Here is a 15,775-nt window from a genome sequence, read left to right as displayed (position 1 = left end):
CCAACGCGCAATAATAATTTATTGCGTTTCTTTATTAGTGCTAATTGATAACAATTAATTCTTCTTAAAGGAGAATTAAAAATGAATCATTTAGACGTAACACATACGGAATATAAACATAGCCTTAGCAACGCGGAAGAAGTTAAAGATATTCAAAATCGGCTGCTAAGAATTGATGAGGTTAGCTCCTTAACTTCTCTTGCTAAACCGACAATCAGACTTTGGGTGGCCCAGTCAAAGTTTCCCGCCCCGCTACGTCTCTCACCAACAATTAATGCCTGGCGCTTAATAGATGTGAATGACTGGATCAGCGCCAAACATGGGGATTCAGTGAAATGAGCGATCTATTGGATTTTTCAATTGCAGCAACACAAATCAACCAACTCCATGAAAAGGCAACCAGATCAGCTGAGGACGCAATAGGCTATGCAAAAGAAGCAGGCATGCATTTATCGACCGTAAAGAAATCCCTTACTCATGGACAATTCGGTAGCTGGGTAAAAGAAAACCTAGCTGTTACTCAAAGACAGGCACAAAGATATATAGCAGCCTACAAGGCCAAAAAACCCGAAATCAACACCCTACCCAAAAGCGACGTCATGTCGGATTTTGAAAAAGAGTATTTCCATGAAAGGCTTCATAACCCACAATGGATACCAGAAGAAGATACTTGGTATTGCGCGGGTCTAGATACTGGTGGATTTTGGATAGTTCCAGATTCCAAATTTACCAATGCATTTCACATAAGTAAATTTTCCGCGCCCCCAGGGATTGACACAAGCCGCACAGATATAGAATGGGATCTCTTGTACAGCTGTACAAAACATTCGGTAGATGCCGATAAAGTTGAATGCACTCTTGTTTTCTATGGATTGATGAACCCTAGGGATGTAATTTGGAATATCAAAAAGGCTCCAGGTCAATCTTTACCTTTTGGACAATTTGACAGTGACGCAGACTCCTCTGCTCTCACTAAAGGAAGTAATGATGCCTAGAGATGTCCCCTACTTCCCATGTTATGCAGAAAACATCCTTGCTAAAAGAGAATATAAGCTGATGTCCTTAATGGAGCGAGGCCTTTGGATCTCCATTCTTCTTGAATGCTGGCCAAATGACTCCGTACCAGCCGATCCCGAAGACCTGGCGAAGTGCCTTGGATTCAACCCCCAAGAAATTAAGGCGATTCCAAAAGATCGTTACATGAAATTTTTTACAGAAGAATTTAATGAAATCTCATCGCCAGAGCTAGATGCCCAAAAAAAAGGATACGCAGAAAAGAGGAGGTTGCAGTCTGAAGGCGGAAAGGAAGGCGCCAGGAGAAAGAAGAGAAAACAGGAAGATCTAAATATGCAAGGTCAACCTTTAGGTCAACCTGAAGGTTCTTCAATTCAAGTTAATTCAAGTCAAATCAGCTCAAGTCAACTTCAGCCATGTAGTGATAATCCTGGAGATCAAAGAACTAGAGATAACAAAGAATTTGATGCAGTGGCTAAAGCCTATCGCGCAGCATCTAAAGGTTAACTTTCGTGGGGTAGCGGAATATTTGCTACCTCCCTAACCCAAAGACCCCCTAAAGCATATTTAACTCTTTTACCAACCAAGCAAGCATTCTCAGCTCTTGGGTTGTCTGTATGTTGCGTGCGCGACGTTCCTTGGTGCACTTGCCATGCAAGAAATTCCAGTGATCGCGCCCTTTGGGAGAAAGACCTCCGTGAAGCCTGCAGCGGCCATTTAACATTCCATGCTTTTGGCATTGGCCACCAGAGCGTGTTTTAGCTCCGCACTGCATATTGAGGCGCTAAATTATTAGCTTTTGCCAGCAGTTGTATGCGTTGTTTTATCTGTTTACGCGTTAGGTATGTTCTTTTCACATTTATCTTCCGAAGATGGTTGATGCATACACTGCATTCCACTCCATCATGACATGAATGTCAATTTAATTCCCGCCCAGAGAAATCATTTTCATATAGCCTATTATTTTGTTAGCTGTAAAACGCATTTACCAAACTCGTTGGTTCCAGATTTAAAACCAAGATCAATGCATTTTTTCTTGGCCTCATCCATTCCCACTGTTTTAGACTGGTTTTGCTGGCTCACAGGAGCCTGGTATATTGGCGCAGGTTTTACAAAAGTCCACTCCGACTCCCTGTGACATATGCGGAGATTCTGTGGGGGCAGAGTCGTTCCATCGGGCCAGCGCGCGGTTGGGCTAATAATTTCTGGGCAGACACCGCCCCTAAAGCCATCTTTTAATCCTGGATAGATCATTCTCATGGGTGTGTTGTATGCAAATGATCCTCCCCCATGTGCATCGCCTGAAATAACGGCACCAGGTGGATCGGACTTATACATAACTCCAGGCGCGCATCCTGCCAATAACAAAAGAGCTAACAGTAATATATTTTTCATAGTGGGTTACCTGGAATTTAAAAGCAATTCGTAACCGTACCAGTTGTTGTGCAATTCATTGTTTTACCGCCCGGCAGAATATATGTTCGATTGGGATTGGGTGGGGTTGGAAGTGTTCCATATCCATTGTTAGCGTTATATGCTCCTGAGGTCATGCCTGTGCCCAATTGCATGAGAGCTAAACCTGCAGCTACGCTTCTTTGTCGCCTTTGCTCATCAAGCTGCGCCTGATACTGCCTTTGCTGCTGTTGATATTGCGCCTGCTGTTGCGCAGCCTGCATTTTTGCCTGCTCTATTTGTTGCCTACATGTTGCGTATTCATTTGTTTTTCTTTTGAACCCATACTTTCGACATGTTGCATCATCTGGATCCGTACTAGCCGTTGAATTTTCCTTACGCTCTAATAGCTCTAAAACGCAATTAGCGAATGAGGGAGTTTTTTTCTTAAAGCCCAAATCAAGGCATGCTGCCTCTTCGGTGCTGGTATCAATTGAGCTATCCTGGCTAGAATTATTCGCCATTGAATTATTGCCCTTTACACATGAGTCAATATCTTCTTTGGATGCGTTATTGCCCAGCTTCACAAGACAATCAAATCTTGTAGGTGCAGCTGATAGGTTTGCACTATTGAGAAGCAGCAAAAAAGCAGATGAGAAAATTATTTTGATAGTTGTAACACGCATTTTCCAAAGTCCTCAGTTCCAGATTTAAAGCCAAGCTCTTTGCATTTGTTTTTGTAATCTTCCATAGAAGTTGCTACTTTGGGGGCTGTTGAGGCTTTAATAGCTGTAACAGTGCCATTAAGGTATGGCAATGGATCTACTGGCTTTCCGTTAACCCGAATCTCAAAATGTAAATTCTGAGTATTAGGCTCACCACTGCCAATTTCAGATATTTTTTGGCCTTTGGAGACCTTATCGCCTTCTTTTACTAAGAGCTTGCTGTTGTTTGCGTAAGCCGTTAGGTATGTATTGTCATGTTTGATGATGATTAAGTTTCCATACCCTTTTAATGAATTTCCTGAATAAACCACTACTCCGTTAGCAGAGGCTTGAACTGGTTCATCCCGACCCCCTTCAATGTCAATACCCCTACTTGCCTCTGTATAGCCCGTCAGTACTCTTCCATTTATTGGCCATATAAATGATGGGGGTAGTGAGATTGGGGCGGAAGTTGATGGATTTGCAGTGGAATTTTGCGCAACAAAACCGCTTGGGGGAGTTAAGGAAAGTATTTGACCAACAACAAGCTGATTTGGATCAACAGCATTCCATGCCACTAAATCTCTTGGGGCAATCCCGTGATCAAGAGCTATACGCGCCATGGTATCCCCAGGCTTTACCTGGTAAGTACTTTGGGGTTGCTGTCCAATTACATTAACTGAGCTCAATAAAAAAACACAAGAAAAGAGTAACTTCGAAGTTGAAGTCAGAACTCCAAAATTTTCATTTTTAGATATCAATTTCAAATCTTTTCACCCATCTGTTTAGAGATAAATTCCCCTAAACCGTGCCTGCTCATTTACAAACCCTCGAATACATTACATACAAGATGATTTTCGATGGGTCTTTATCAATCACGTTCAGGTTCTCCAAAGAAAATCACACCAATAAAATAGGCTGGCACCAAGGCGCCAATAGCCATAACTCCAAAGAGAAGTAGGTCGCCACCGTCACAAAAGCTTCTTTTGGCGCAAGAGCTATTTGAGAGTCCAAATATCATTAGACCAACCCAACTAGCCACTGCAGCAAGCATTCCTTTTTTCGTCATAAATATTAGAGCCTTCAGCCTAAACCGTGGTGATTGTTTGAGGTAAGTTAACTAGTCAAATATATCCTGAAATGGGATATTCTATATTGGAATCTAGCATGAATCTATGCTTGAGCGCCAAAAATACGAATGTCTAAGATCTGAGCTTAAAAAAGCAAGGATAGGTGCTGGGCTGCATCAAGCCGATATAGCAAAGGTCTTAAAGAGGCCTCAAAGCTATATTTCGAAAATTGAGTCGGGTGAGCGCGGACTCGACGTAATAGAGTTTATTGCCTACTGTAGCGCGATGGGGGTGGATCCAGTTAAATGGCTTAAAAAGTTTGTAGATAAGTTTTAAGCCCCCACCCTCTCAAAGCCCGCATACTCGTAATTAAACTCTGTTTGGTATAGCTCCCCCAAGCCATCAACCAATTCATCAGAGAGATTAATCCGATTGGCGCCAATCGACATCAAATAATCATCCCTGAACTCTATCATCGGGAGTCTATGGCCATTCTCCACGTACGAGGAAAATCTAACTTTTGGCGCGGTTACTTTTTGACCCGACACTACAAAAAAAACTAGGTCAAAGAAATTCTCAGAATCCTGTCCTTTAATAAGTGAATTGAGAGTTTTTTCAAACTCATAGCAAAGTGCGCTCTCGATGGATTCATCATGAAAGATGGCTCGCTCTGAGAGTTGCTCAAACTCCTTTTGGGAAGTTGGATAGCCAAATTTGATATTTATCTTTCCCATAAAGTAAGTTTACTTAAATCAACCGAGCAAAATACTATGCTTACCCTGTATGCGGGCAAGGGGCTGAAAAAGGGGATGGGGGTACAGTGGGGTCATAAATTTGAGATTTTATAAAGGGGTACCCCCCAGACTTTGATAGAGTGTCCTTATGGACTTCGATAGCTCAGATAACAGCAACGCACACTTCGCGGGCAAGATAAAAACCCAGACCTTCAAACAGTTTCAGTTGGAGCGTCTCATAAAAGAAGGTAGGGTAATGCCTGCCTCTAATTTAGCTAAGGCTAAAGAGTTGGAATTGAAGCGCGCCAGAGACTTTGAGATGGCTGCAGAGGATGAGCAGCGCCATAGAACAACAGCAACCCCAGCGCAGCCAGATAAGTTAAGAAACCTGCCATTAACGAGAGCGCGCTTCGAGGAATAACCCCCGTGTGGGGAATTTTGGGGTGAATTTAGAGGGGTAAGGTCTTGAACCTATATACCCACTTGACAAGTGGCGGAAGAGGTGAGATTCGAACTCACGGAGGACTTTCATCCTCGCCAGTTTTCAAGACTGGTGCATTCAACCGCTCTGCCACTCTTCCTTTGCGATTTAAGTCCTAGATTATAGAGAACTTTTGATTTGCACTTCCAAATGCTGGGCAATTGCTAAACAAGAGGTTAGCCCAGGGGACTCAAAGCCATATAGATTAAATAGTCCTTGTAGCTGGTGTTGCTGGGGGCCTTCAAAATAAAAGTCTCCTGCAGGGGCATTTGGGGGGACGATTTTGGCTCTAACGCCAGAATAATCTGGCTGCAAAGCGCCATCTTTTAGGTCTGGCCAGTACTGCCTGACCGCCGCATAAAAGCCCTCCCCTCGCTGAGGATCAACCGTGTAGCTAATCTGACTTTCCTCGTCAATATCGAGCCATTCCACATCTGGACCAAACTTTGCCTGCCCACCCATATCGAGGGTGAGATGTACTCCAAGACCGCCCGGCTCAGGGATGGGGTAAATCAAATGACTGAATGGAGATTTACCTGAAAGCGAGAAGTAATTCCCTTTTGCAAAATATGCCTTGGGTATTCGGTCTTTTGCTAGACCTTCAATTTTTTGGGCTAGGGCTGGCGCACTCATACCCGCGCAATTAATTAGAAGCTTGGCTTGAATTTTCATGCCATCGGCACCGCCAATATCTAACTCAAAGCCGCCTTCTGCATTACTACCAATCGGTCTAGCACTAAGCAATGGGGATTGATAGGCAACCATACCGCCAGCGCCCTCAAAACCACCCAACAAAGAAAGCATAAGGCCGTGGCTATCTACTACGCCTGTTGAGCTCGAGAGTACCGCCGCTTCACACTGTAGTTGTGGCTCTAGCGCTTTGGCCTGCGCCCCAGAAATCATCTTGATATCGGGTACTTGATTATTTTGGGCTTTATACAAAATAGCTTGAAGATCATCCAACTGACTCGCATTGGCGGCCACAATGAGCTTGCCATAGGCTTGAGTGCCAACCTGATGGCTGCGGCAGTATTCATATAAAAGGCGGTTACCTTCTACGCAAAGCTTGGCTTTGAGTGAGTCTTTTGGGTAATAAATCCCCGCGTGAATGACCTCGCTATTGCGCGCACTGCTAATGGTGCCGAAGGAGTCCTCTCGCTCGAGCAAAATAGTTTCTCGACCTTGCAATGCCATCTCACGAGCAACTGCCAAGCCTACCACTCCAGCGCCCACTACTACGCAATCAACCTGCTCCATTCGGCTTTTCCTGACCTGATTTCAGATATATCTCAATTTTGTAATGACTTTTGCCTTTACTAAAGGCTTTATATAGCTCAAATCGTAACATTTTCAGTGTTTTAAAGGGATTTTGATGCCCTTGTTGATAAAATCTAGTAATGTCTGCGCAAAGCCAACTAGCTACCCAAAATAGTCATTCAGCCCTCGATATGGTCCTAGATACCGCCTATCAGGGGATTGATGCCGCCAACTGGAAAAAGCTCTTTGCTTCTGCCCGTCAAAGCCATCTCGAGCAATTCATTGTGGATATGTTTGCTGGCAAGCACATTAACAATAGCGAAGATCGCCCCGCCCTACATTCTGCGCTGCGCAATCTGAGCAAAACTCCTGTATTGATTAATGGTACTGATGTCATGCCAGCAGTTTCTGAGGTTTGGCATCGCATTGAAGCGCTCTGCAATAAATGGGTTGGCGTGACCGATGTCATTCATATTGGCATTGGTGGCTCTGACTTTGGTCCGCGACTCGCCATCGAAGCCTTAGCTCATGTTCCCGGCATTGAAAGCCGTGGCATGCGCATGCATTTCTTGGCTAACATTGATACCGCCGAGTTAGCGCGCATTCTGGCACGAGCTCAGCCACACAGCACCCGCGTGATTGTGGTCTCCAAGTCGTTCACCACTCTTGAAACCTCGATGAATGCCAAAGCAGTAGTTGCTTGGCTAAAAGACAGTGGATGCACCAAGAGTCAAATCGCGCATGCTTTGTATGCAGTAACAGCCAATATTCCTGCCGCTAAAGCATTTGGCGTTGAGGAAGACAATATCTACCCCTTCTGGGATTGGGTGGGTGGACGCTACTCCGTTTGGTCAGCTGTTGGCTTGCCAATTGCCCTGCAATACGGCTTTGAAACATTCAAACAGTTTTTGGCTGGCGCAGAAGCAGTGGATTTGCATTTTAAGAATGCGCCCCTGGAAGAAAATTTGCCTGTCATCATGGCACTTACTCTCCTCCATCAACAAGAGAAGCACAACATCAAAGCGTATGCTGCCATTCCGTATGCAGATGCTTTGGATTGGTTTCCGAAATGGCTACAGCAGCTCGATATGGAAAGCAATGGCAAGAGTGTTGATCGTGACGGCAAACCCGTCAAACATTCTTCCCCAGTGGTATTTGGTAGCGCCGGCAGCAATGCGCAGCACTCTTACTTCCAACTCTTTCATCAAGGCACCGAGATCATTCCGATTGATTTCATTGCAGTACGCGAGCCAATGAGCGATAGACCAGAGGCTGTGGCCCATCATCGTATTCTGTTGTCCAACTGCTTGGCACAAGCGCAAGCACTCGCCAATGGCAAAACTGCTAGCAACCCAAATGACGTCTATCCCGGTAAACGCCCAAGCAATCTTTTGCTACTACCTAAGCTCAATCCTTTTTATCTTGGCGGCCTACTCGCCCTCTATGAGAATCGCACTGCGACATTAGGCGCCCTATGGAATATCAATAGCTTTGATCAGCCTGGCGTGGAATACGGCAAAGTACTAGCCAAGCCGATTGAGAAGGCTCTTGCAAGCCATCAGAGTGATATTCAAGCAAGCGCAGATATCGATGCCGTTACTGCAGCTCGTATTAATTTATTAAATTCAAATAACTAGTTATCACCCAAGCCATGCCTGGGTGTTTTTACTGAAGGATCTGCAATGCAATTGTCTCCGTCCATTTTTAAAGCATATGACATCCGCGGCATTATTGATGAGACCCTAGATCCCTCTATCGCCAAATTGATTGGCCAAGCCTTTGGCACTGAAATGCGTGAGCTTGGCGAGACCGATATCGTCATCGGCCGCGATGGTCGTCTATCTGGCCCTAGCTTGATTGAGGCATTAACAGAAGGCCTGCTCTCTACCGGCATCAATGTGATTGATTTAGGCATGGTTGCAACACCCATGGTGTACTTTGCCGCTAATCACACTATCAATAGCAAGACACCAAAGTCCGGCATCATGATTACGGGAAGTCACAATCCTCCGAACTACAACGGCTTCAAAATGGTCTTGGGTACATCGGCTATTTATGGTGAGCAGATTCAGGAATTGCGTAAGCGCATTGAAGCCAAGCAATTTGCTACCGGCCAAGGCAGTAGAAGCACCTTTGATATTTTCCCGATGTATCTTAATTACATTGTGGGCGATATCAAGATTACTCGCCCCATGAAGATTGCCGTCGATTGCGGTAATGGCGTTGGCGGTGCATTTGCCGGCAAGTTATTTAGAGCTCTTGGCTGTGAAGTGCAAGAACTCTTTTGTGAAGTAGATGGTCATTTTCCAAATCACCACCCCGATCCAGCCCATATTGAGAATCTACAAGATCTCATCAAGAACCTCCAGACTACCGATAATGAATTAGGCCTCGCTTTTGATGGCGATGCTGATCGCTTAGGTGTCGTGACTAAAGATGGTCAAGTGATTTTCCCGGACCGTCAAATGATGCTCTTTGCAAAAGACGTTCTATCTCGCAATCCGGGCGGGCAAATTATTTACGATGTGAAGTGCACTCGCAATTTAGCGACCTACGTAAAAGAACATGGAGGCGAGCCCATCATGTGGAAAACCGGTCACTCGCTAGTCAAGGCTAAGCTCAAAGAAACTGGCGCTCCACTCGCCGGTGAGATGAGTGGCCATATCTTCTTCAAGGATCGTTGGTTTGGTTTTGATGACGGTCTTTACACGGGAGCTCGTTTGCTAGAAATCCTAAGCAAAGAGAAAAACCCGAGCGACACCCTCAACAACCTACCAAATGCAATCTGCACACCAGAACTGCAACTTGCTTGTGCCGAGGGTGAGCCTTTTGCCTTGCTGGAAACTATCAAGGCCAATGCGAAGTTCCCTACTTCTGAATCCATCAACACCATTGATGGGGTGCGCGTAGAGTATGCCGATGGCTTTGGCTTGGCTAGACCATCCAATACCACTCCAGTGGTGGTGATGCGTTTTGAGGCTGATAGTGAAGAAGCAATTAAACGTATTCAGGCGGAGTTTAAGACTGTTTTATTGGCTGCTAAGCCTGAAGCAAAGTTGCCTTTTTAAGTTTGAAAAACTCAAATGTCGACTGGTACTATGATAAAAATTATCGTCACAGCAAGTCAAATAAAGCATGATGCCTTATCAAACTTAATGCTTGGAAAAGAATGTCAAGGCTTGATAACTGAAAGTTTTGTAAAGGAATATAACGAAATCATTGAAGTAGAAGGTCCTCCATTGGAAAAATGGAAGACTTTTTAACATTTAAGACTCTTAATGAACGGAGGGCTTCTTACCCTCTTCCGCAAGAATCTCAACTCCGGTAGCGGACTGCGCCACCAAAGGAATATCACCCCACTTGGCATGCTCGCGCAACTGATTCAATAAGGCGCACAAAGCCTGTAAGGTTGGGCCCGCCATCTTGACGTTGATATTGGCGCCACCTGGCAAGACTAGATCTAGTGACACCCCGTCTTCTGAGCCCTGCTTCTCAGGCGTGCATTTAGCATCCATTACCAACAAGGGGTCTGCACCAAGAGGATAGTTTGCGGCGGGCTGATACGCCTCCGCCTTCGAGACACCCTGTGACTCCGGGTTGCTCTGCATGACTTCTTTGTCAAAGTCCGCTATTGCCTTGGCGATCTCGGGAGCATGAGTCTGCTCAAGGCTTTTAACAGTCAGATGCTGAGTTGCCGCCAAGATAAACAGCGTTATCCGGCGCGTAAACCAAAAGCGAAACTCCGTATCTTCGGTGGTATTAAAACGAAATAGCAGCCGATCATCTGGCGCCAGATAGGTAGCGTTAAATTGCTTAATGCTCATAACGTAATGTCTTTAAAGCCGGGTTGCCCACTTGGCTGCACTGGCTTCACTAAACGCTTTTTAGCCGACTCATCCAAGGCTCTTTGCAAAGCTGGCACCGCCCCATTTAGGCTAAATCGATAAACCGAAAATGCTCCACCCTGAAGGGCAACAGCAGAGCCAATATTGCCACCCGATTTAACAGCATTTAAGACCTGATCAAATGGATCCAGAATCTGAAAATAATGCTTTCCCACCAAAGTGCATTGCATAGTGATGGCGGCAGACTGACTTGAGCTATTCATCAGAACAGCATTTTTTGCATTGGGTTGGCAATTGAGATTGGGGTTGAGATAAAACACGCAAGTAGGTCCACCACAAAAAAGACCCAATGAAGAGTTGGAATCATTGGCTGTGTAAGCCTCAGTGGTTTCTGGGCCTGTATCTACAATCCAATTTTGATAGGCAACTCTATCGTTAGCGCTCACCTCAAACGCCAATAACAAGGCGCCGGATAAGGCTATCGCATGAATGATGCTTTTCAGCATGGCCTTATTGAACAATTTTTGCGCTCTCGCGTAGTCGTTTGATAGACTCTGCCAAATACTGCTGTACCACTGCCTGACGAAGCTGATTCTTTGCCTCCTCAAACGTCGGGACTTTCATGGTGCGCTTGTCTTCAAGCTTAATAATGACCCAGCCACCTTGTACCTGAATAGGTGAATTCGAAATGCTACCTTTAGGCAGGTTCACCATGACATCAGCAATTGGCCGCAGAATCTGTTGGGGCAATATCCAACCAACAGAGCCGCCCTGCTCTTTAGATGCGTTATCAATAGAGGTTTCTTTAGCCAGCTTTGAGAAGGACTCGCCCTTTTGAAGTCGCACAATGACCCCTAAAGCCTCAGACTCGGAAGGCAGGATAATTTGACTTACCTTGTACTGAACTGCCGTGGAGTTATCACCCATGAGCTTCTTCTGCTTCTCATATTCTTCACGAAGTTTGGCATCAGTAATGGGCTCTTTCTTGAAATGATCTTCAAGATAAGCCTGCAATAGCAAGGTTTGTTTCAGCTGAACCACTTGATCTGTTAGATCAATGTTTTTCTCTAAGCCCTCCTTAATAGCGGCTTGAGCGATTAACTCACGGTTAATTAATTCTTCTTTAACGGCCTGACGTAATTGGGGGCTATCTTTTTGTCCCTGAGAAATCGCACCCTTCAGATTGAACTCCAGCAAACCTTTTGAGATCGGGGAACCGTTCACGGAGGCTACGAATTCATAGTCAGCAGGAGATTTTTGGGTTTGCGCTAAAGTGATCAATGGCATTGCCATCAACAAAATGACAAATAGAGGTTTATTAAATTGGGTATGGAGTTTGATCATTCTTATGGGTACGCACTTAATCTTCAGCACAGCTAGATTCATTTCCGTCTAGATCAGATGAACATCCGCCTTCAGACTTAGCTTGACCGGATTTAGACTTTCCTTCTACAAGTGTAACTTCATCTGGAGAGCTAACGGATACCGAGCCGGCTCCTGCAAGCAGAGTAGAAGTCATATTGGATATGTGATTACCCAAAACACCTTGAAGAACGGCGCCATCACCAGGAATTGGGGCAACCTGAGTCGGTGCCATGTTTACCGGAGCCTCAGGAGGTGGTGCTACATAACCTAAAGCCTGATTGAGGATTGGCTCAGCCCACTGATTAGACGATACGCCCGTGTTGGCGGCACCGCTGTAATTTGTGGACCCATTAATTGCTAGGAATGCCGAGTTGCCGTTAAAGAGGTTGAGCTGGGTCACGCCATTGGTAACGTGCGTTGGCAACATAAAATTCACAGCAGCAGTCGGATCCCAGATAGAGAAAGTAACAGTTCCGCCAACAGTCGAAGCTGAAGCCGTCATAGACTGGGTGCTGTACGTTTGACTAGAGTACGTGCTGACATTCGTCGATTGAATCGCTCCAGCATAGGCATCAGAACTCGTTGCAGGCACTACGCTTTGCGAGATCGTTGTCTGGCTGTTAAGGCTGTATAGCGGAGCAATTGAACCAACCGCTTGCTCATACATAATTGCCGGACTGTCAATCAGAGCTGAGGCCAAGCTTGGCGCTATAGCTGCAACTAATAAGGTATGCGTATTTGGTACTACGTCATTCACGGTACCCGTAAATGTGACCGATGGGTCCTCAGATATCAAGGTGCGGATATAGACTGGATTGGAATTGAGGTAATCCACCCTACTCACCAACCCACCACGCTGGTAATCAAAATAGCCGCGATAGCCGGCCAGCAAGAAACCAACCACCCTCGGCTTATTCAAATAGGAAGCGTCGCCAATCAAGACGCTTCCACGATAAGCTTGAGTTGCGGAAGTTAATACATCGGCCAAGATATATATAGTGGCGCCCGTTACATCAAGAGAATTCAGGCGCGTTACTGAGCTGACGCTATCACCTATCGTCACAACACCGGTGCCTGCATTGACACTCAAAGACTGGGTTTTAGCCGTGACACCATCAACCGTTCCGAGTAGACTGATATTGGCATTCTGGGAGGCCAAACTAATGGTTGTTGCACCAAAGCTAGAGGTATTCAAACCACTAGCTGTCGTTGCCAATGTTAAGTTCCCGTAGGATTGAACGCCAGTTGAATCAATGCTGCTCAGTAAGGTCATGGAGCCAGTTGCATTGATTGCCGGCAATGTCACACCAGTTAAGGTGCCGAATGAGCCGTCATGAGATTGAATATTGCCAGTCCCGATTGCATTATTCGAGCCCGCTATCAGCGTAGCGCCAGCATTCAGAATATTGCTACCGGTATAGCTACTATTACCAGTCAGGGTTACCGCACCAGCCCCAGAAATGGTCACTACACCGGTACCGCTAATGTTCATTGGCATCGAAGCTGCTGAACTGAGATTGATCTGCAAATTGCCGCTGTTTGCAACATTCGTGTCAACGGGTCCTGCCACAGTCCCGTCATAAACCACTGTCGAACCAACTGGAATAATGACATTCGCCACGTTTGCCAAATCTGGAATAGCGCCCACAGCAGTTGTGCCTGTAGTTGTCCAGTTCGCAGGGTTAGACCAGGCGCCACCTGTATTCGAACCAGTATAGGTAACGGAATTAAGCTGCGTTATTGAGCCGTTAGTCCCTGCATAGCTTGAACCATTTCCAACAACATAATTGGCAGCATCCGGTCCATCAAAGAGAACGCCAACGGTATATGCCAAATTATTCTGAACATTCTTGGAGGCAAATGTTCCTGTTGCCAAGACTGATAAATTGTCACCTGCGATAAATGCATTTGCAGCAGCATTGACTGATAAATTGGTCATGTAAGCAGAACCGTCGTACACCTTATTTAAACCGGAGATGTTTAACTGATTGAAAGTCAGTGCCAAAGGAGTAACCGTCAATCCACCAGAAATCACTAACTGATTTCCGAAATGGGTTCCCGATACGAGCAATTGCCCTGGCGCAGTATTAATCTGCAAGCCATAGCTACCAACACTCAGATTATTGGAGCCACTAAATTGCGGACTTACCGGAATCAAATTAAATTGTGCAGTGCCGCCTGAACCATCGGAAACAGATACTGTTGCCCCAATATTGCTTACCGATAAGGTGGTCGGAGCAATGTTATTTCCATATAGATATTGGGCGGTAATGTTGCTGTAATTCGGCGCAGTGCCATAGATGGTATTGACAGCGCCAACCTTAATCAGCAATTGGGATGCGGGAACAATGGTGTAGTTACCCGGTACGTAATTAAAGCTATAGTTAGCCGCCGTTAAACCGCTAGCCTGTAAGGCTCCAAGGTAAGTATCTGGTGCATGAGGCTCTCCTGAGAGATTGCTATTCACATTACTTACATTTTGACGAGCAACTACTAAGCCACTCGCATTTAATGAACTTACTGAATCGGCATTCTTAAACCCAGAGTACATTACACCTGCGTATCCACCGGCACAGGCCGTGGCTGTACCGCAAGAATTCGCATAACCAGCCGCATCAGTTTGGCCAATAAATTTGGCATCATTTACAGATGTTACTGTTAATACCGCCTTATCAACAATGAGATTTCCTGCTTGATAGCTAATGGCGTAATTCGACAGTCTGACACCAGTGGCATTGCTAATGGATAAATTTCTGCTGTACGTACCAGCATTTGTCAAACCGGACACAGTCTGACTATTTACCCCTGCTTGCCCAGTCTGAGCGACATCAGTCAAGATGCTTGCACCGGATACAGAGTCTCCATTGAGCAATCCAGTGGCAGTAAGCGCTGATTGAGAGAGAACTAAAGGCGAACCATAGGTCGTAGATTGGGTATTTGCCTGAATAGTGAGGGCCACTGTATTCACAGTCAATACACCATCACTTGAACTCACTAGATAGTTTCTATTACTACTTGCAGTTGCAGTGATTGGATAAGAACCAACATTTGATGCAGATCCAGCGGCGCCTGTATAGGCGCTCGCAGTTGTAGCTAAGCTGATAGTACTGGTGTCACCATTGACTAAACCGGCTACAGAATAAGTCAAGGTTGGCATGAGAGCATCGCCGTAGTTCATTGACTTGCTATCAACCGTTACCGCTAATGTTTTTGGTGTTACAACAAGAGCACCAGGAATATAGGTAACAACATAATTGGATAGGTTATTTGTGCCAACAGCCAGGCTTGCATTAATTGCGTAAGGCGAGCCAAGCACTCCAGCAGTCGCTAGTGCGCCCTGGCTCGTTAGTACAACAGAACTAATAGCATCACTACCCTGCAAGCCACTGACGGTGTAACCAGAAGCGCCCGTTGTACTGCCATTGGTATAACTAATATTCGCATTCGTGCTTGTGCTTCCGTAAATCTTGGAATCATTATTTACAGCAATAGTCAAAGGCGCAGCCGTAATGTTGGCAGTCAATGCTGTGGTTACACCCGCTACGTAGTAGTTTGGATTCGAGAGTGTGAGGCCACTGACGTTGGTAGTGACGGCAAGGCCATTACCTACGTTGGCGTTGGCAAAGACGCCAGTCACGTTACCAGTCACTGTTGAGGCATCTGTTGAGAGTAGGCCTGCAATATTCAGGATGCCGTTAATGGTTGCCGTTGTTGTGGCGTCATATACCTTATTCGCAGCTGACAGGCCAGTGATGGTTACTGGGGCTGGTGTGATGTTGGCAGTTAATGCTGTGGTTACACCCGCTACGTAGTAGTTTGGATTCGAGAGTGTGAGGCCACTGACGTTGGTAGTGACGGCAAGGCCATTACCTACGTTGGCGTTGGCAAAGACGCCAGTCACGTTACCAGTCAC

The 15,775-nt window shown here is 45.7% G+C and carries 19 protein-coding genes and 1 tRNA gene; 8 read left to right on the top strand and 12 right to left on the bottom strand.

Translation table 11 applies throughout. The annotated features are described in order from the left end of the window. Positions 1-81 precede the first annotated feature (81 nt). The 3 genes from ICN19_RS08340 to ICN19_RS08330 are packed head-to-tail and all read left to right on the top strand — an operon-like array spanning position 82 to position 1,521. On the top strand, positions 82-339 hold the full coding sequence (locus ICN19_RS08340; RefSeq protein WP_216247024.1) for an AlpA family transcriptional regulator: 258 nt from the start codon (positions 82-84) through the stop codon (positions 337-339). Next, entirely contained in the window at positions 336-995 is a 660-nt protein-coding gene (locus ICN19_RS08335; protein ID WP_216247022.1) for a DUF3102 domain-containing protein, read from the top strand. Before ICN19_RS08340 ends, ICN19_RS08335 begins: the two co-directional genes overlap by 4 nt. Beyond that, positions 988-1,521: a hypothetical protein gene (locus ICN19_RS08330; protein ID WP_216247021.1), complete on the top strand. Its 534-nt coding sequence runs from the start codon at positions 988-990 to the stop codon at positions 1,519-1,521. The genes ICN19_RS08335 and ICN19_RS08330 overlap by 8 nt, the downstream gene beginning before the upstream one ends. A gap of 49 nt (positions 1,522-1,570) precedes the next feature. Here the strand turns inward: ICN19_RS08330 and ICN19_RS10285 are convergent, their stop codons facing one another. The 5 genes from ICN19_RS10285 to ICN19_RS08310 all read right to left on the bottom strand — a co-directional run bounded on the left by ICN19_RS10285 (position 1,571) and on the right by ICN19_RS08310 (position 4,179). Continuing rightward, on the bottom strand, positions 1,571-1,789 hold the full coding sequence (locus tag ICN19_RS10285) for an HGGxSTG domain-containing protein (protein WP_370625188.1): 219 nt from the start codon (positions 1,787-1,789) through the stop codon (positions 1,571-1,573). 185 nt (positions 1,790-1,974) lie between these two features. Further along, complete coding sequence (locus ICN19_RS08325; protein WP_216247018.1) at positions 1,975-2,409, bottom strand: hypothetical protein; 435 nt, start codon at positions 2,407-2,409, stop codon at positions 1,975-1,977. A gap of 17 nt (positions 2,410-2,426) precedes the next feature. Continuing rightward, positions 2,427-2,930 (bottom strand): hypothetical protein, encoded by a 504-nt coding sequence (locus ICN19_RS08320; protein ID WP_216247016.1) that lies wholly within the window; start codon positions 2,928-2,930, stop codon positions 2,427-2,429. 137 nt (positions 2,931-3,067) lie between these two features. Beyond that, a complete protein-coding gene (locus ICN19_RS08315) occupies positions 3,068-3,799 on the bottom strand; it encodes a peptidoglycan DD-metalloendopeptidase family protein (RefSeq protein WP_255536993.1) in 732 nt (243 codons plus the stop codon). Positions 3,800-3,981: 182 nt separating this feature from the next. Beyond that, positions 3,982-4,179 carry a hypothetical protein gene (locus ICN19_RS08310; RefSeq protein WP_216247015.1) on the bottom strand — a complete coding sequence of 66 codons (198 nt, stop codon included), beginning with the start codon at positions 4,177-4,179 and terminating at the stop codon, positions 3,982-3,984. A gap of 106 nt (positions 4,180-4,285) precedes the next feature. Here ICN19_RS08310 and ICN19_RS08305 point away from each other — a divergent pair, with 106 nt between their 5' ends. Then, positions 4,286-4,516, top strand: a complete 231-nt coding sequence (locus tag ICN19_RS08305) for a helix-turn-helix transcriptional regulator (RefSeq protein WP_216247013.1) — start codon at positions 4,286-4,288, stop codon at positions 4,514-4,516. Here the strand turns inward: ICN19_RS08305 and ICN19_RS08300 are convergent. After that, entirely contained in the window at positions 4,513-4,914 is a 402-nt protein-coding gene (locus ICN19_RS08300; protein WP_216247011.1) for a hypothetical protein, read from the bottom strand. The genes ICN19_RS08305 and ICN19_RS08300 overlap by 4 nt on opposite strands. Positions 4,915-5,062: 148 nt before the next feature. Here ICN19_RS08300 and ICN19_RS08295 point away from each other — a divergent pair, with 148 nt between their 5' ends. After that, on the top strand, positions 5,063-5,335 hold the full coding sequence (locus ICN19_RS08295; protein WP_216247009.1) for a hypothetical protein: 273 nt from the start codon (positions 5,063-5,065) through the stop codon (positions 5,333-5,335). Positions 5,336-5,405: 70 nt separating this feature from the next. Here ICN19_RS08295 and ICN19_RS08290 read toward each other — a convergent pair. Next, positions 5,406-5,495: transfer RNA gene (locus ICN19_RS08290), tRNA-Ser, on the bottom strand. Between the two features lie 20 nt (positions 5,496-5,515). Then, positions 5,516-6,652 (bottom strand): NAD(P)/FAD-dependent oxidoreductase, encoded by a 1,137-nt coding sequence (locus ICN19_RS08285; protein ID WP_216247007.1) that lies wholly within the window; start codon positions 6,650-6,652, stop codon positions 5,516-5,518. Between the two features lie 140 nt (positions 6,653-6,792). On the opposite strand from ICN19_RS08285, the gene pgi reads away from it, so the two are divergent. Genes pgi through ICN19_RS08270 form a run of 3 tightly spaced genes read left to right on the top strand, consistent with a single transcriptional unit; the run spans position 6,793 to position 9,915 of the window. Continuing rightward, positions 6,793-8,289 (top strand): glucose-6-phosphate isomerase, encoded by a 1,497-nt coding sequence (gene pgi, locus ICN19_RS08280; RefSeq protein WP_216247005.1) that lies wholly within the window; start codon positions 6,793-6,795, stop codon positions 8,287-8,289. A gap of 45 nt (positions 8,290-8,334) precedes the next feature. Further along, positions 8,335-9,720, top strand: a complete 1,386-nt coding sequence (locus ICN19_RS08275; RefSeq protein WP_216247003.1) for a phosphomannomutase/phosphoglucomutase — start codon at positions 8,335-8,337, stop codon at positions 9,718-9,720. Positions 9,721-9,735: 15 nt separating this feature from the next. After that, the gene (locus ICN19_RS08270; protein WP_216247001.1) at positions 9,736-9,915 is read left to right on the top strand and encodes a hypothetical protein; all 180 of its coding nucleotides are present in this window, start codon (positions 9,736-9,738) and stop codon (positions 9,913-9,915) included. Positions 9,916-9,927: 12 nt separating this feature from the next. Here the strand turns inward: ICN19_RS08270 and ICN19_RS08265 are convergent, their stop codons facing one another. The 4 genes from ICN19_RS08265 to ICN19_RS08250 form a co-directional block, all read right to left on the bottom strand. Then, positions 9,928-10,476, bottom strand: a complete 549-nt coding sequence (locus ICN19_RS08265) for a hypothetical protein (RefSeq protein WP_216247000.1) — start codon at positions 10,474-10,476, stop codon at positions 9,928-9,930. Further along, complete coding sequence (locus ICN19_RS08260; RefSeq protein ID WP_216246997.1) at positions 10,473-11,003, bottom strand: hypothetical protein; 531 nt, start codon at positions 11,001-11,003, stop codon at positions 10,473-10,475. The genes ICN19_RS08265 and ICN19_RS08260 overlap by 4 nt, the downstream gene beginning before the upstream one ends. 4 nt (positions 11,004-11,007) lie before the next feature. Continuing rightward, positions 11,008-11,841: a peptidylprolyl isomerase gene (locus ICN19_RS08255; RefSeq protein ID WP_216246996.1), complete on the bottom strand. Its 834-nt coding sequence runs from the start codon at positions 11,839-11,841 to the stop codon at positions 11,008-11,010. Between the two features lie 16 nt (positions 11,842-11,857). Next, positions 11,858-15,775: S-layer family protein (locus ICN19_RS08250; protein WP_216246994.1), on the bottom strand; the 3,918-nt coding region annotated here is incomplete at its 5' end.

This window comes from Polynucleobacter sp. AP-Capit-er-40B-B4 (assembly GCF_018882245.1).
Lineage (GTDB): Bacteria > Pseudomonadota > Gammaproteobacteria > Burkholderiales > Burkholderiaceae > Polynucleobacter.
Note: the sequence above shows the minus strand (reverse complement) of the source record. Positions and strands in the feature narration are given on the sequence as shown.

What these genes read in the sequence shown, in the direction of transcription:
- ICN19_RS08330 (WP_216247021.1), top strand. Translation starts at nt 988, where the DNA reads ATGCCTAGAGATGTCCCCTACTTCCCATGTTATGCAGAAAACATCCTT.
- ICN19_RS08340 (WP_216247024.1), top strand. Translation starts at nt 82, where the DNA reads ATGAATCATTTAGACGTAACACATACGGAATATAAACATAGCCTTAGC.
- ICN19_RS08310 (WP_216247015.1), bottom strand. Translation starts at nt 4,179, where the DNA reads ATGACGAAAAAAGGAATGCTTGCTGCAGTGGCTAGTTGGGTTGGTCTA.
- ICN19_RS08275 (WP_216247003.1), top strand. Translation starts at nt 8,335, where the DNA reads ATGCAATTGTCTCCGTCCATTTTTAAAGCATATGACATCCGCGGCATT.
- ICN19_RS08295 (WP_216247009.1), top strand. Translation starts at nt 5,063, where the DNA reads ATGGACTTCGATAGCTCAGATAACAGCAACGCACACTTCGCGGGCAAG.
- ICN19_RS08285 (WP_216247007.1), bottom strand. Translation starts at nt 6,652, where the DNA reads ATGGAGCAGGTTGATTGCGTAGTAGTGGGCGCTGGAGTGGTAGGCTTG.
- ICN19_RS08320 (WP_216247016.1), bottom strand. Translation starts at nt 2,930, where the DNA reads ATGGCGAATAATTCTAGCCAGGATAGCTCAATTGATACCAGCACCGAA.
- ICN19_RS08270 (WP_216247001.1), top strand. Translation starts at nt 9,736, where the DNA reads ATGTCGACTGGTACTATGATAAAAATTATCGTCACAGCAAGTCAAATA.
- ICN19_RS08325 (WP_216247018.1), bottom strand. Translation starts at nt 2,409, where the DNA reads ATGAAAAATATATTACTGTTAGCTCTTTTGTTATTGGCAGGATGCGCG.
- ICN19_RS08335 (WP_216247022.1), top strand. Translation starts at nt 336, where the DNA reads ATGAGCGATCTATTGGATTTTTCAATTGCAGCAACACAAATCAACCAA.
- ICN19_RS08255 (WP_216246996.1), bottom strand. Translation starts at nt 11,841, where the DNA reads ATGATCAAACTCCATACCCAATTTAATAAACCTCTATTTGTCATTTTG.
- pgi (WP_216247005.1), top strand. Translation starts at nt 6,793, where the DNA reads ATGTCTGCGCAAAGCCAACTAGCTACCCAAAATAGTCATTCAGCCCTC.
- ICN19_RS08300 (WP_216247011.1), bottom strand. Translation starts at nt 4,914, where the DNA reads ATGGGAAAGATAAATATCAAATTTGGCTATCCAACTTCCCAAAAGGAG.
- ICN19_RS10285 (WP_370625188.1), bottom strand. Translation starts at nt 1,789, where the DNA reads ATGCAGTGCGGAGCTAAAACACGCTCTGGTGGCCAATGCCAAAAGCAT.
- ICN19_RS08260 (WP_216246997.1), bottom strand. Translation starts at nt 11,003, where the DNA reads ATGCTGAAAAGCATCATTCATGCGATAGCCTTATCCGGCGCCTTGTTA.
- ICN19_RS08265 (WP_216247000.1), bottom strand. Translation starts at nt 10,476, where the DNA reads ATGAGCATTAAGCAATTTAACGCTACCTATCTGGCGCCAGATGATCGG.
- ICN19_RS08305 (WP_216247013.1), top strand. Translation starts at nt 4,286, where the DNA reads ATGCTTGAGCGCCAAAAATACGAATGTCTAAGATCTGAGCTTAAAAAA.